Source organism: Sphingobium sp. BYY-5, assembly GCF_022758885.1.
GTDB lineage: Bacteria > Pseudomonadota > Alphaproteobacteria > Sphingomonadales > Sphingomonadaceae > Sphingobium.
The window spans coordinates 569,021-583,156 of the sequence record NZ_JALEBH010000001.1 but is presented as its reverse complement, the minus strand read 5'-3'; the positions used below and the strand labels follow the sequence as shown (position 1 = coordinate 583,156).

Here is a 14,136-nt window from a genome sequence, read left to right as displayed (position 1 = left end):
CCATGTCCATCCGTACCATGATCGTCGATGACGAACCGCTCGCGATCGAACGTCTCCAGATGCTCTGCGCCCGCGAACCGCGCATCGCCCTCGTCGGCACCGCCACCGACGGAGAGGCGGCGCTGCGCCTGATCGAGGGGTTGAAGCCCGACCTGGTGATGCTCGACATCGCCATGCCGCTGCTCGACGGCATCGGCGTCGCCCGCGCGGTGAGCGGCCTGGGCATCCGGCCGGCGGTGATCTTCGTTACCGCGTTCGAAGGCTTCGCGGTCGAGGCGTTCGACCTGGCGGCGGTCGACTATATGCTCAAGCCCGTGGCCCATGACCGGCTTACCCGCGCGGTCGACCGGGTGGAGATCGCGCTGCGCACCCAGTTGCCTGAAGCCCTCGCCACCACCAGCGAACCCCAGCCCGAATGGGCAGAAGAGTTCTGGGTTCCCCATCGATCGGAGTTGATCCGCATCGCCACCGACCAGATCGACCGGATCGAGGCGGAGCGCGACTATATGCGCCTGCATGTCGCCCAGCACAGCTATCTGCTACACCAGACGATCAGTTCGCTGGAGGAGCGGCTCGACCCGCAGCAGTTCGTGCGCCTGCACCGGTCGCACATCGTCCGGCGCGAGCATATTGCGCGGTTGCGCCATGACGGCAGCGGCGTCTGGTTCGCTGCGCTGGCCGATGGCGGCGAAATCCGCATCGGCCGCACCTTCCTGGCCAATGCGCGGGCGATGACCGGGCGATAGGATCGTTCGATCACCGCCAACGAAGCGGAGCATCATTTGCGAAAGCTCCGGTTGAAGGGGCGGAGAATTTTCCTGCTTGGCCGGACGGCCTCACGCCGGTAGCGCAGCCTGCATGTCCGACGCCCCCGAAAAAGACGTCCGCCTGATCTGGAGCCGCTACTACAGCGCCTTCATCCCCGCCGGTCCATCCGGCCCGAACGTCGTCGATCGCCTCAAGGCGGCCAGCGGTGCGATCGGCGGCATCGCCGTCACCGGCCTGCTGTGCGGGTTGATGCTGGGCAACGGCCTGGCGCATCCGCTGCTGGTGGCGCCGATGGGCGCATCGGCCGTGCTGCTCTTCGCGGTGCCGGCCAGCCCCCTCGCCCAACCCTGGCCAGTGCTCGGCGGCAATATGGTCTCGGCGCTGGTCGGGATCGCCGTGACCAAGGTGGTATCCGACCCGACGCTGGCCGCCGCGCTGGCGGTGGGCGCGGCGATCGCGGTCATGTCGCTGCTGCGCTGCCTCCACCCGCCCGGCGGCGCGGTGGCCCTCTCCGCCGCGCTGGGCGCGAAGGGTGCGGCAAGCAGTTATATGTTCGCGCTGGTGCCGGTCGGGGTGAATACGCTACTGCTGCTGGTCGTCGCCATCCTCTTCCATCGGCTGTCCGGGCATAATTACCCCCATGTTGCGCCCAGGGCGCCAGCCCCCCATGGCACCGCCGATCCCGCGCCGCTGGAACGCGCGGGCCCCTCCGATCAGGATGTCGCAGACGCGCTCCATGGTTTCGGCGATACGCTGGATGTCGATGAAGCCGACCTGCGCCAATTGCTGGCCGACACCGAACTGCGCGCCGCCGAACGCACCCATGGCGCCGCGGCGCGCTGCGGAGAGATCATGTCGAAGGACGTACTGCATGTCGCCGCGCACCAGCCGATCGCCGACGCCCGCGCACTGATGCGGGAACGCGGCCTGCTGTCGCTGCCGGTGATCGACGATGCCGGGCGCGTACAGGGCATGATCGGCGCGCTCGACCTGGCGCGCGACGGCGACGATTTCAGCGGCAAGGCCGAGAACAGGGCCGGTGACATTGCCCACCGCTCCCTCTTCGTCCACCCCGACACGCCCGTCGCACGGCTGATCGGCCCCTTCAGCAGCGGCGCATGGCGCGAGGCGGTGGTGGTCGATGCGGATCATCGGCTGCAAGGCCTGGTCACGCAGACCGACCTGCTAGCGTCGCTGGCGCTGCGCCCTAACGCTGCATCGACGCAACCACCCTCCTGAATTCGCCGTCCAAATTTTTTGGGGATTGCACAAGCCGTCGCCCGTGACAGGATCGCGTCATGCCTGAAGACATGCCGGACCTGTCGCAACTGAACGACGGCGAGCGCGATATATTGCGCCTGTTCGCCCAGGGACATACCGCCAAGAGCGTCGCCACGCTGACCGGCAAGTCGGTCGGCTCGATCAATGAACGACTGCGGGAGGCGCGGCGCAAGACCGGGGTCGGCAGCAGCCGCGCTTTATCCCGCCTTTTGGCCGACCAAGAAAATCGGGACATGTTTATCGGGGTCGACCCCGCCGGGCAGCCCATAGCAGACCTGCCCGAAGCGGTCGGACCATCCCGGTCCGCGCTGTTTCGAGGAACCGTCATGATCGCGATTGTCACCACTACTGCCCTGGCTGCCGGCGTCTTCTTCATGCAGGCAACGACGCCCGCCGCACCGGATGCGACCAACCCGGCCAAGGATGATCCGCTGCTGGCCGGTTCTTTCTGGGGGCCTACACCGTCGCAACGCTACGTCATGCTTCGCCAAGAGAAGCGCGATCCGGCATGGGCCGACGCGACGGAAAGAGCGCTCATCGCACGCTATGCGGTCCTGTTGCGTAAATATGGAATCGAGCAGCCAGTACGTGCCTTGTGCGGCGAAACCCAGTGCGAAATCGCCCTGAAGGCCGACATCACTGCCTCCCAAGCCGCAAAGCTGACGGAAGAACTACAGGATCAAAAACTTGCGGCATCACTCGCCAAGATCGGTTTGACGGGAGCGACTGCTGCCTTCGGTGGCCCAGGCAACAGCTACCTCCATTCCGCCTACTGGACCCGCGTCAAACCGAAATCCTAGGACCGATCGACATTCAGGTTAAAGCGGAAGCCTCAGCCTCATTTTCAACGTCATGACGGCTTGGGAAGCGCCAGACTGTGAATGTCGATCCGCCCTAACGCTGCTCCAGCACCGGCAGGTCCGGTCCGGGTATCGCCGTGATCGCGACGTTGGCGAACATCACTAATCCCGCGATAATCATAAGCACGCCGCGCTTGCGGTCGCCCTTCTTAGCGATCGCATAGACGCCGCCGCCCGTCAGCAGCACGCCCGCAAGCATCAATATGGATAAAATCGTACCAGCCATGTGCGATGCCATAAGCGTCACGCTGGACTGTGGCAATTGCGGCCTCATACCCCTATTGAGGCGCGCAGAAACGAATCACCCTTTCGGTGAAGGAACGCTTCTCACATGAAAATCGCTATCGCTTCCGATCATGCAGCCGTCGATCTGAAGGCGGAACTCGCCCAGTGGCTGCGCGACGAAGGGCATGACGTCGATGACCTGGGTCCGGCGACCGCCGACCGCGTCGATTATCCCGATTATGGTTACAAGCTCGCGACAGCCGTCGCGTCTGGCGCGGCGGAGCGCGGTATCGCGCTGTGCGGTTCAGGCATCGGCATCTCGATCGCGGTCAACCGCAATCCCGCCTGCCGCTGCGCGCTGGTCGGCGAGCCTTTGTCGGCCGCCCTGTCGCGCGAGCATAATGACGCCAATGTCCTCGCCATGGGCGCACGCCTGACCGGCATCGACATGGCCAAGGCCTGCGTCACCGCCTTCCTCTCCACCGATTTCGGCGGTGGCCGCCATGCCGGCCGCGTCGAGAAACTCTCCCAGCCCGCGCTCTGAAAGGACTCCAGATGAGCATAGCCACCCTTGACCAGTCCGCTTTGTCCGACATTCGTTCGGAAGGCTATTTCACGCGCAGCCTGGCCGATGCCGATCCGGCGGTCTTCGCCGGCGTGCAGCAGGAATTGAAGCGCGAGCAGGACCAGATCGAATTGATCGCTTCCGAAAACATCGTCAGCCAGGCGGTGCTGGAAGCGCAGGGCAGCGTCTTCACCAACAAATATGCCGAGGGTTATCCGGGCAAGCGTTACTATCAGGGTTGCGCCCCGTCGGACGTAGTCGAGCAGCTCGCCATCGATCGCGCCAAGCAACTGTTCGGCTGTAATTTCGTCAATGTGCAGCCGCATTCGGGCGCGCAGGCCAATGGCGGCGTGATGCTGGCGCTGGTCAAGCCTGGCGAAACGATCATGGGCCTCAGCCTCGATGCCGGCGGCCACCTGACCCACGGGTCGAAGCCGAGCATGTCGGGCAAATGGTTCAACGCCGTGCAATATGGCGTGCGCGAAGACACGCACCTCATCGACTATGACGATGTCGAGCGTCAGGCGATCGAATGCCAGCCCAAGCTTATCATCGCGGGCGGCAGCGCCTATCCGCGCCAGATCGACTTCGCCCGCTTCCGTGGCATAGCGGACAAGGTCGGCGCGCTGTTCATGGTCGATATGGCGCATTTCGCAGGGTTGGTCGCCGGCGGTGCGCATCCGACCCCGTTCGGCCATGCCCATGTCGTCACCACGACCACGCACAAGACGCTGCGCGGCCCGCGCGGCGGCATGATCCTGACCGATGACGAAGCGATCGCGAAGAAGATCAATTCGGCGATCTTCCCCGGTTTGCAGGGCGGTCCGTTGATGCATGTCATCGCTGCCAAGGCGGTGGCGTTCGGCGAAGCGCTGCGTCCTGAGTTCAAGACCTATGCCCAGGCGATCGTCGCCAACGCCAAGGCTCTGGCCGGTCGGCTGGAGCAGCGCGGCCTGGCCGTGGTGTCAGGCGGCACCGACACGCATCTGGCGCTGATCGACCTGCGTCCCTTCGGCATTTCGGGCAAGGATGCGGACGAGGCGCTGGAACGCAGCTTCATCACCTGCAACAAGAATGGCGTGCCGGGCGACCCGCTGCCGCCGACCAAGACCAGCGGTATTCGGGTTGGTTCCCCTGCGGGAACGACGCGCGGGTTCGGCGTGGCTGAGTTCGAGGATATCGGCGACATGATCGCCGATGTGCTGGAAGGATTGCGAGACAAGGGCGAGCATGGCGACGCCGCGGCCGAGGCCAATGTGCGTGAGCGCGTGGCCAAGCTGTGCGCTCGTTTCCCGATCTACGCAGGGTAAGCATGATTCCGCTCGCCCTGAGCAAAGTCGAAGGGCTACACTGAACGGAGTGAAGTGCCTTCGCTCCGCTCAGGTCGAAGCGAGTCACGTGCCTCGCTTCGAGGCTTCGACAAGCTCAGCCCGAACGGAGTATTGAAGTTACATGCGTTGCCCCTTCTGTGCCCATGAAGACAGCCAGGTGAAGGACAGCCGACCGACGGAGGATGGCGCCGCCATCCGCCGTCGCCGCCAGTGCGAGGCCTGCGGCGCGCGCTTTACCACCTTCGAACGCATCCAGCTCCGCGATATCTGGGTGGTGAAGAGCGAGGGGCGCAAGGAAGCCTTCGACCGTGACAAGCTGGCCCGGTCGATCGGCATCGCCTGCCGCAAACGGCCGATCGACCCCAGCCGGATCGAAAAGCTGATTTCGGGCATCCAGCGCCAGTTGGAAACCAGCGGCGACAGCGAAGTCCCTGCCCGCGCGATCGGCGAAATGGTGATGGAAGGTTTGAAACGCCTCGACAGCGTCGCCTATATCCGCTTCGCCAGCGTCTATAAGGACTTCACCGACGCCAAGGATTTCGAGGAGTTTGCCGGCACGGTGAAGGCCGTGGGGCGGGAGTGAGTTAGGCCCACATCCCGACCTCCGTTCAGTTCGAGCCTGTCGAGAACCACGCGCAATATGAGTTTCTGGATCTACATCCTGCGCTGCTCGGACGGCAGCTATTATACCGGCCATACCGACGATCTGGAGCGACGCATTGCCCAGCATCAGATGGGTGAATTGCCGGGATACACCCATGACCGCCGTCCGGTTGAACTGGTTTTCAGCGAGACGTTCACGGATCGAATCGACGTGCTGGAACGCGAACGCCAGGTAAAGGATTGGTCGCGCAAGAAGAAAGAGGCCCTGATCCGAGGTGACTGGAACGCAGTCGCTGACGCAGCCCGTTCTCGACCACGGGTCTCGACTTCGCTCGACCCTGGCTCGAACCGAACGGAAAATGTAGAGGCTCAGCCCCTACTCAGGACGAACGGTAAAATTGTGACAGACATCAAATCCCCCCTCTCCCCCGTCATCGTCCTTGTCCGCCCGCAACTGGGCGAGAATATCGGCAAGGCTGCGCGGGCTATGCTGAATTTCGGGTTGACCGAGATGCGGCTGGTATCGCCCCGCGACGGCTGGCCCAATCCCGATGCCGGCCCGGCGGCGGCCGGCGCGGACGTGGTGCTGGACGGCGCGCAAGTCTATGAGACGCTGGCCGACGCCGTGGCCGACTGCGCCCATGTCTACGCCACCACCGTGCGCAAGCGCGGCGTCACCAAGCCAGTCGTCACGCCGGAAGAGGCCGCCCGCGAAATCCACACCGCGCAGGGACGCAGCGCCTTCGTCTTCGGCCCCGAACGGTCAGGCCTGGAAACGGACGATGTCGCGCTCGCCCGCAAGATAGTGACGGTGCCGATCAATCCGGAATTCGGGTCGCTCAACCTGGCGCAGGCGGTGATCCTGTGCGCCTATGAATGGTCGAAGCAGGCGCATCTGGAACAGCCGACCGTCACCGACCTGCTCGAACCCGCGCCGCAGGTGGAACTGGAAGGCATGATCGGGCAGCTCAACACGCTGCTGGAGAAAGTCGGCTATTTCTTCCCGCCCGACCGCGCACCCGCGACCAAGCTGACGCTGCGCAACCTGCTGACCAAGCCGGGCTGGAATCACCTGGAGGTTCGGACATTGCGCGGAGTGCTCTCCCACCTCAACCGGCCACGCGAACGCTGACCAGGCGCGGGTCAGATGCCGCCGGGCGTCACCTGCCAACCGCCAGCCTCCAGCCCGGCGGATAATGCCGCGACACAGGCGTCGAGCGCGGCCTGACTGGTCGATCGCACCACGAAATTCGCGCCGGTGCGCCCTTCGCGGAAGAAGGGGTAGCTGCCGATCTGGCATCCTTCATGGGCGCGCTCGGTATCGCCCAGCAGGTCGGCGATCTCGCTTTCCGCGACCCAGCAGCCGATCGTGGCCGACAGTAGCGGCAACCCGCCCTCCAGCGTGCCGGTCAGGCTCTCCATCATGCCCGCTGTGATATAGGGCACGCCCGCCATGATGAAGATATTGCCATGGCGGATGCCGGGCGCGCCGGACATGCGGTTTTCAATCAGGCTGGCGCCCGCCGGTACCCGCGCCATGCGCAGCCGCGCCTCGGTCAACCCGCCGCGCGTTTCATAATAGCCGGTCAGCATCGCCCGCGCGCCTTCATGGATTTCCACATCGACGCCCAGCGCTGCGGCGATCGCGTCGACCGTGATGTCGTCGTGGGTCGGCCCGATGCCGCCGGTGGTGAAGAGATAGTCGTTGCGCGCGCGCAGCGCGTTGACCGCCTCGACGATCGCATCGCTATCGTCCGCCACCACCCGCACTTCGCGCAGGCGGATGCCCTGGACATTCAGCCAGGTCGCGACCTGCGCGACATTCTTGTCCTGGGTGCGGCCGGAGAGAATCTCGTCGCCGATCACGATCAGCGCTGCGGTCCAGATGCGTTCGCTCAACCCTGTTGCTCCGCACGGGCGACCAGCGCCATGAGCCTGCCCAGCCGGTCGGGCGGCAGGATGTCCGCCGGCTTGTAGCTCGTTTCGAACACGGGAACACCATCCGGCAGCCCGGTCCAGCCCATCCGGTCGGCGACAAAAATCGCCGCGTCGGGACGAATCGCCGCCCGGTCGTCGAGCGTGCCCACACGGATCGCGGCGCCCAACCGGCCCAGGCGGGGATAATGGCTCCAGACCGCCGTGCCACAGGCCGCGCAACGCACGATCGCCTGTGCCTTTCCACTGCCCGTCGGAACCTCATGCTCGCTCAGCGTGCCGGACAGGAGATGCAGATGCTCGACCTCGACGAAGGCGTTGACCGCCGAGGCCGCGCCGCTCTGCCGCTGGCACAGGCCGCAATGACAGTTATTGACGAAGATGGGATCGACATCGATCCGATAGCGCACCGCACCACAAGCGCACCCGCCTTCCATCGCCATGTCCGTTCCTCTTTTCCGTGTGGCTATCAAGGCACTGGTCCAAGATACCCGGCCAAAATACTCACCCAAGATACTCGCCATGCCGGGTCGCAGGGACTATATCAATTCCATGACCGAATATATGACGATGACGGCGGACGCGCCGATCTCCCGCTCGACCGCGATCAAGCTGTACGACGAATCCGGCTTTGCCGGGATGCGCAAGGCCGGACGCCTCGCCGCCGAAATCCTCGACGCGCTGGTGCCCCATGTGGTACCCGGCGTCACGACTGGCGAGCTGGACGATATCGTCCGCCGCATGACGCTGGACGGCGGCGGCGTGCCAGCGACTCTGGGCTATCGCGGCTATACGCATAGCTGCTGCATCTCGCTCAACAATGTCATCTGCCATGGCATTCCGGGCGACTACCGGCTCAAGGACGGCGACATCCTCAACATCGACGTGACGCCGCAGGTCGATGGCTGGCACGGCGATACCAGCCGCATGTATATCGTCGGCGAAGCCGCCATCAAGGCGCGCCGGCTGGTGGAAATCACCTATGAGTGCCTGATGCTGGGGATCGAGCAGGCGAAGCCCGGCAACCATCTGGGCGACATCGGCCATGTCATCCAGCGCCATGCCGAAAAGCACCGCTATGGCGTGGTCCGCGATTTCTGCGGCCATGGCCTGGGCCAGGTCTTCCACGACAGCCCGGAGGTCGTCCATGTCGGCCGCCCCGGCACCGGTCCCGAACTCAAGCCCGGCATGTTCTTCACGATCGAGCCGATGATCAACATCGGCAAGCCTGGCGTGAAGATGATGGACGACGGCTGGACCGCCGTGACGCGCGACCGGACCCTGTCCGCCCAGTTTGAACACAGCATCGGCATCACCGAAACGGGCTGCGAAATCTTCACCAAAAGTCCGACCGGTCTCGACTGCCCGCCTTATAAGCGCTGATCATCGAAACCATGCCCAAAAAACAGGCAATGAGTCACTAAATTGCCCGGAATCCGGGCAATATGGACAAAGATTGCTGCATCGCCGAAAGCAGTTCTAGCGATTCGCCATTTGGCACGGTAATTGATTGCCAAGGGAGACGGTGCGTGCCTTGGGGGGCATGGGATCGTCGCTTGAGGATTTAGCATGTGGGTCACAGCCCGCATGTCGGCGTGCGTCATGGGTTGGGACTATAAGTGATGAAGAAGATCGAAGCGATCATCAAGCCGTTCAAGCTGGACGAGGTGAAGGAAGCGCTGCACGAAGTGGGCGTGTCGGGCATCACCGTCACCGAAGCGAAGGGCTTTGGCCGGCAGAAGGGCCATACCGAACTCTATCGCGGCGCCGAATATGTGGTGGACTTCCTGCCCAAGGTGAAGCTGGAAGTCGTCGTGGACGACTCGCTCGCCGACCGCGTGGTCGAAGCCATCTGCGCCGCCGCGCAGACCGGTCGCATCGGCGACGGCAAGATCTTCATTTCCAACATCGAGGGCGCGGTGCGCATCCGCACCGGCGAACGCGACAGCGACGCCATCTGATCCTGCCTTCCCGCTGGTCCGCGGGACTGGCGGGGAAAGCCATCCATCTACCCCTTCGGGGGGGTATTTCTGAAAGAAGGGCAACTGCACATGGCCAACACGCCAAAAGACATCCTCAAGATGATCGAGGAAAAGGAGATCGAATGGGTCGATGTCCGCTTCACCGATCCCAAGGGCAAGTGGCAGCACCTGACCATGGTGTCGAGCGTGCTTGGCGAGGATGAGCTGACCCAGGGCCTGATGTTCGACGGTTCGTCGATCGAAGGCTGGAAGGCGATCAACGAATCGGACATGATCCTTAAGCCCGACCTGGACGCCGTCTATGTCGACCCGTTCAGCGCCACCCCGATGCTGATCCTGTTCTGCGACATCGTCGAGCCCGACACCGGCGAACTCTACAGCCGCGATCCCCGTTCGACCGCGAAGCGCGCCGAGGCCTTCGTCAAGTCGGCCGGTTTCGGCGACACCGTCTATGTCGGCCCGGAAGCCGAATTCTTCATGTTCGACGACGTGCGGTTCGAAAACGATTATTCGACCAGCTATTTCAAGATCGACGACATCGAACTGCCGACCAACACCGGCAAGGAATATGAAGGCGGCAACCTGGGCCACCGTCCGCGCGCCAAGGGCGGTTATTTCCCCGTCGCGCCGGTCGATCCCGCCACCGACATCCGCGCCGAAATGGTGTCGACCATGCTCGAAATGGGCCTGCCCTGCGACAAGCATCACCATGAAGTCGCCGCTGCCCAGCACGAACTGGGCCTGACCTTCGGCACGCTGGTCCAGACCGCCGACCGTATGCAGATCTACAAATATGTCGTGCAGATGGTCGCCCAGGCCTATGGCAAGACCGCGACCTTCATGCCCAAGCCGATCGCGCAGGACAATGGTTCGGGTATGCACACCCACATGTCGATCTGGGAAGGCGGCAAGCCGCTGTTCGCCGGTGACGGCTATGCGGGCCTCAGCGACACCTGCCTCTACTTCATCGGCGGCGTCATCAAGCACGCCAAGGCCCTGAACGCCTTCACCAACCCGACCACCAACAGCTACAAGCGCCTGGTGCCGGGCTTCGAAGCGCCTGTTCTGCTGGCCTATTCGGCGCGCAACCGTTCGGCCTCCTGCCGTATTCCCTACGGCGCGGGCGCCAAGGCGAAGCGCGTGGAATTCCGCTTCCCCGACGCGATGGCCAACCCCTATCTCTGCTATTCGGCGCTGCTGATGGCTGGCCTCGACGGCATTGAGAACAAGATCCATCCGGGCGCCGCGATGGACAAGAATCTCTACGACCTGCCGCCCGAAGAACTGAGTCTGGTGCCGACCGTCTGCGGTTCGCTGCGCGAAGCTCTGAACAGCCTGGAAGCCGACTATGACTTCCTGCTGAAGGGCGACGTCTTCACCAAGGACCAGATCGAAGCCTATATCGAGCTGAAGTGGCCCGAAGTCTATCGCTGGGAAATGGCGCCTTCGCCGGTCGAATTCGACATGTACTACAGCGCCTGATTATTGGGCCTGATTTTAGGGCCTGAACCCTTTCTCAGGCTCCGTCGAAGGAGGCCCGGTCGTGCAAACGGCCGGGCCTTTCCTTTGGCGATCAAGGAAGATCAGCGACAAATCTCCATCCTCCCCTTCAGGGCAAGGCAATCGGATATGGGCCATCCCTTTACACGCAACGTCATGCTGAACTTGTTTCAGCATGACGAAGAAAGAGAGATTTATTCCATAGGAGATTCCTCTCCCTTTCCAGGAAAGGATTTTATCGGACGCCCGCTACTGCCTCATCCTTCAAATGCCGCGATGATCGGGCACGGTCCTTCTTCCGACGCATGACATTGTCGCGCCAGCCGCTCCAGCGCGTGCCTGGCCGTCTGCAACTCCGCGATCTTCACGTCCAGCGCCGCAATCCGTTCCGCCGCCAATATGCGCGCCCGCACCCGATCCTGCCCGGCGTCGAGCTGGAGCAGTTCGCCGATCTGCTCCAGGGTGAAGCCTGCCCCCTGCGCCGACCGGATGAAGGACAGCCGCCGCGCATCCGCCGCGCCATAGCGACGCATCCCCTCTCCCCGCTCCGGCATGTCGAGCAATCCGCGCCGCTGATAATAGCGCACCGTCTCCACCCCAACCCCGCCCGCGCGGGCCAGCGCGGAAATCGTCATATCCATCCCTTGACTCCGTACCATGGTACGGCCCTTATATGGGCGGCATCCGTTAGATTGCCAAGGATGTCATGATGACCAACCCCGCCTCAAAAAGCGCCAGCCTCTACCGCATGGTGATGCCCGGCCATACCTGTCCCTATGGGGTGAAAGCCCGCTGGCTGCTCCGCCGCCATGGCTATGCCGTGGACGACCACTGGCTCAGAAGCCGGGAGGAAACCGACGCCTTCAAGGCGCAGCGTGACGTGAAGACCACGCCGCAAATCTTCATCGACGGGCAGCGGATCGGCGGCCATGACGATCTGCGCCGCTACCTAGGCCTCAAGGTGCGTGACCCCAAGGCGACCAGCTATGTGCCGGTGCTCGCCGTCTTTGCAGTGGCGGCGCTGCTGGCGCTGGCGGTCAACTGGCTGACCTTCCTCCCGCTCATTTCCTTCATGACGCTGGAGCGGTTTGTCGCCATTGCGATGATGCTGCTCGCCATGCTGAAGCTGCAGGATGTGGATCGCTTCGCGACCATGTTCCTCAACTATGACCTGCTCGCCCGCCGCCTGCCGCCCTATGGGCTGGCCTATCCCTTTCTGGAACTGGGCGCGGGCGTGCTGATGCTGACGCGGGCGCTGGACTGGCTGTCCATCCCGGTCGCGCTGTTCATCGGCGGGATCGGCGCGGTGTCGGTGTTCAAGGCGGTCTATGTCGAAAAGCGCGAACTCAAATGCGCCTGCGTCGGCGGCAACAGCAATGTACCGCTGGGCTTCGTGTCGCTGACCGAGAATGTGATGATGGTCGCCATGGCCCTGTGGATGCTGGCAGGCATCCACTGAACAAGGAGGCGTGGATGCTGGCAGGCATCCACTGAACAAGGAGGCGTGGATGCTGGCAGGCATCCACTGACGTCCCCCTGACTACTCCCCGTCCCGTCCATAGACATCGGGCAGGAACTGCACCCCCTGCGCGGTCGGCACGGCGGTCAGATAGGTGAGGTAGACCGGCACCGCCTGGGGCAGCGGCACATGCTGCTCCGGCGCATCGCCATCGGCGTCGGGTAGCTTGCCGAAGAACCAGCGGCCCAGCCGCAGCGCATCCTCCAGCCGGACGCAGCCATTGCTGAAATGCCGGTCTTCCTTGGCGAACAGCTCGCGCTGCGGCGTGTCGTGCAGGTAGATGCCAAGATCGTTGGGGAACATATATTTGATCCGCCCCATCGCGTTGTCGCCGCCCGGAAGCTGGCGCACGCGCACCTCCTGCCGGCCCGCCGCCACGGCATCCCAATCGATCGCGCTTTGCGCCAGGGGCGCGGGATTGGCGCTCCAGTCGGTCAGCGCCTCATAATGCATGGCTTTCAATGAGCCGCCGTTCAATATCTTGGGCGCGACCTTGCGCTCCACCAAGTCGGGCGGGATGTTCCAATAGGGGTTGAGCGTCGCATAGCGGATCATCCCCGCCATCAGCGGCGTCTGGCTCTCCTTCGCGCCCGCGACGACCTTCATCGTGCCGTCCAGCGCGCCCTTGCTATAATACCAGAGCCGGGCCGAGGCGGCGTCGACCACCACATTGCGCGTCCAGGGGCCGGGCAACAGGCGCGCGCGCTCCAGATTGAGCGAAAGCAGCCGTTCATAGCGCGCCGGTCCCTGATTGAGCGCGGCAACGGTCATCGCGCCCGCGACGCCATCCGGCTTCAACCCATGGTCGGTCTGAAAGGCGCGCACCTTTGCGACCAGCGCCTTGTCATAGGTGTCGCCATCCGCCAGCCCAAGCCGTTGGCGCAGGGCAGCGATATCCGCTCCCTTGCCGCCGGGCCGCATCTTTACGTCTTCGGGCACCAATATGTCGGGCAGGTCGCCCCATTTCTTGAGATAATTGGCCCGTGCATTGCGCAACCGCATATAGAGCGGACTCATCCAGCCGGCCGTCTGGATATAATCGGTCAGCGATGGCGTCAGCGCCGCCGATCGCAGGATATCGGACGGGTCGGCATCGCGCGGCTCCACTTCCTTGTCGAGATAGCGGATGGTCACGCCCCTGACCGGCCGGCGCATGTCGGCAACCAGGCTGGCGAAGCTGCGCGACAAGGCCAGATCGACGCGCGCCAGCGCCTTGGGCGTCGCACTGGCGTCCGCCTCCTCGATCAGGCGCTTGAGATTGCGCGAATCATAGCGGTGCGGATCAAGGCCGTCGGCCTCGCTATCCTCGATCATCGCCAGCAGCGCGTCGGCCTGCGGTCCGATCCGGTCCTGTTCCACCCAGAGCGGCCAATAGCCGCGCGGGCCATAGAAATCCTTGTACTTCCCACCCACTTGCGCCCGGATTTCCGCCGCGACGCTCGACTTGGCGGCTTGCACCGCATCGGGCTGGGCCTGTGCGACCTGTGGCAACGCGCCGCCAATCAACAGGCAGGTTATACATAGCGAAAGGGCGCGGCGAATGGGCCGCGCCCGAAAGACCATGTGG

At 63.8% G+C, this 14,136-nt stretch carries 16 protein-coding genes; 11 read left to right on the top strand and 5 right to left on the bottom strand.

Annotated features, from left to right (window positions below):
• The first annotated feature begins 2 nt into the window (after positions 1-2).
• The 3 genes from MOK15_RS02895 to MOK15_RS02885 all read left to right on the top strand — a co-directional run bounded on the left by MOK15_RS02895 (position 3) and on the right by MOK15_RS02885 (position 2,849).
• Complete coding sequence (locus MOK15_RS02895; RefSeq protein ID WP_242930227.1) at positions 3-746, top strand: LytTR family DNA-binding domain-containing protein; 744 nt, start codon at positions 3-5, stop codon at positions 744-746.
• Between the two features lie 112 nt (positions 747-858).
• Complete coding sequence (locus MOK15_RS02890) at positions 859-2,007, top strand: HPP family protein (RefSeq protein WP_242930226.1); 1,149 nt, start codon at positions 859-861, stop codon at positions 2,005-2,007.
• A gap of 71 nt (positions 2,008-2,078) precedes the next feature.
• Positions 2,079-2,849, top strand: coding sequence for a hypothetical protein (locus MOK15_RS02885; protein WP_242930225.1), 771 nt, complete (start codon positions 2,079-2,081; stop codon positions 2,847-2,849).
• A 94-nt stretch (positions 2,850-2,943) separates the two neighbouring features.
• Here the strand turns inward: MOK15_RS02885 and MOK15_RS02880 are convergent, their stop codons facing one another.
• On the bottom strand, positions 2,944-3,135 hold the full coding sequence (locus MOK15_RS02880) for a hypothetical protein (RefSeq protein WP_242930224.1): 192 nt from the start codon (positions 3,133-3,135) through the stop codon (positions 2,944-2,946).
• Positions 3,136-3,240: 105 nt separating this feature from the next.
• On the opposite strand from MOK15_RS02880, the gene rpiB reads away from it, so the two are divergent.
• From rpiB to MOK15_RS02860, 4 genes are all read left to right on the top strand, one after another.
• Positions 3,241-3,678: a ribose 5-phosphate isomerase B gene (gene rpiB / locus MOK15_RS02875; protein WP_242930223.1), complete on the top strand. Its 438-nt coding sequence runs from the start codon at positions 3,241-3,243 to the stop codon at positions 3,676-3,678.
• Positions 3,679-3,689: 11 nt separating this feature from the next.
• Positions 3,690-5,009 carry a serine hydroxymethyltransferase gene (gene glyA, locus MOK15_RS02870; protein ID WP_242930222.1) on the top strand — a complete coding sequence of 440 codons (1,320 nt, stop codon included), beginning with the start codon at positions 3,690-3,692 and terminating at the stop codon, positions 5,007-5,009.
• Between the two features lie 142 nt (positions 5,010-5,151).
• A complete protein-coding gene (gene nrdR / locus MOK15_RS02865) occupies positions 5,152-5,613 on the top strand; it encodes a transcriptional regulator NrdR (protein ID WP_242930221.1) in 462 nt (153 codons plus the stop codon).
• Positions 5,614-5,670: 57 nt separating this feature from the next.
• Positions 5,671-6,765: a TrmJ/YjtD family RNA methyltransferase gene (locus MOK15_RS02860; RefSeq protein WP_242930220.1), complete on the top strand. Its 1,095-nt coding sequence runs from the start codon at positions 5,671-5,673 to the stop codon at positions 6,763-6,765.
• Between the two features lie 11 nt (positions 6,766-6,776).
• On the opposite strand, the gene MOK15_RS02855 is transcribed toward MOK15_RS02860, so the two are convergent.
• Positions 6,777-7,532, bottom strand: a complete 756-nt coding sequence (locus MOK15_RS02855; RefSeq protein ID WP_242930219.1) for a molybdopterin-binding protein — start codon at positions 7,530-7,532, stop codon at positions 6,777-6,779.
• Positions 7,529-8,011 carry a GFA family protein gene (locus MOK15_RS02850; protein WP_242930218.1) on the bottom strand — a complete coding sequence of 161 codons (483 nt, stop codon included), beginning with the start codon at positions 8,009-8,011 and terminating at the stop codon, positions 7,529-7,531. The genes MOK15_RS02855 and MOK15_RS02850 overlap by 4 nt, the downstream gene beginning before the upstream one ends.
• A gap of 109 nt (positions 8,012-8,120) precedes the next feature.
• Between MOK15_RS02850 and map the strand changes: the two genes are divergently transcribed.
• From map to glnA, 3 genes are all read left to right on the top strand, one after another.
• Positions 8,121-8,951, top strand: a complete 831-nt coding sequence (gene map / locus MOK15_RS02845) for a type I methionyl aminopeptidase (protein ID WP_242930217.1) — start codon at positions 8,121-8,123, stop codon at positions 8,949-8,951.
• Between the two features lie 239 nt (positions 8,952-9,190).
• Positions 9,191-9,529, top strand: coding sequence for a P-II family nitrogen regulator (locus MOK15_RS02840; RefSeq protein ID WP_179042296.1), 339 nt, complete (start codon positions 9,191-9,193; stop codon positions 9,527-9,529).
• A gap of 90 nt (positions 9,530-9,619) precedes the next feature.
• A complete protein-coding gene (gene glnA, locus MOK15_RS02835) occupies positions 9,620-11,032 on the top strand; it encodes a type I glutamate--ammonia ligase (protein ID WP_242930216.1) in 1,413 nt (470 codons plus the stop codon).
• Positions 11,033-11,307: 275 nt separating this feature from the next.
• Here glnA and MOK15_RS02830 read toward each other — a convergent pair whose 3' ends face one another.
• A complete protein-coding gene (locus tag MOK15_RS02830; RefSeq protein WP_242930215.1) occupies positions 11,308-11,691 on the bottom strand; it encodes a MerR family transcriptional regulator in 384 nt (127 codons plus the stop codon).
• 68 nt (positions 11,692-11,759) lie between these two features.
• Here MOK15_RS02830 and MOK15_RS02825 point away from each other — a divergent pair, with 68 nt between their 5' ends.
• The gene (locus tag MOK15_RS02825) at positions 11,760-12,509 is read left to right on the top strand and encodes a glutaredoxin (protein ID WP_242932611.1); all 750 of its coding nucleotides are present in this window, start codon (positions 11,760-11,762) and stop codon (positions 12,507-12,509) included.
• A gap of 81 nt (positions 12,510-12,590) precedes the next feature.
• On the opposite strand, the gene MOK15_RS02820 is transcribed toward MOK15_RS02825, so the two are convergent.
• Positions 12,591-14,132: a L,D-transpeptidase family protein gene (locus MOK15_RS02820; protein ID WP_242930214.1), complete on the bottom strand. Its 1,542-nt coding sequence runs from the start codon at positions 14,130-14,132 to the stop codon at positions 12,591-12,593.
• Positions 14,133-14,136: the final 4 nt, after the last annotated feature.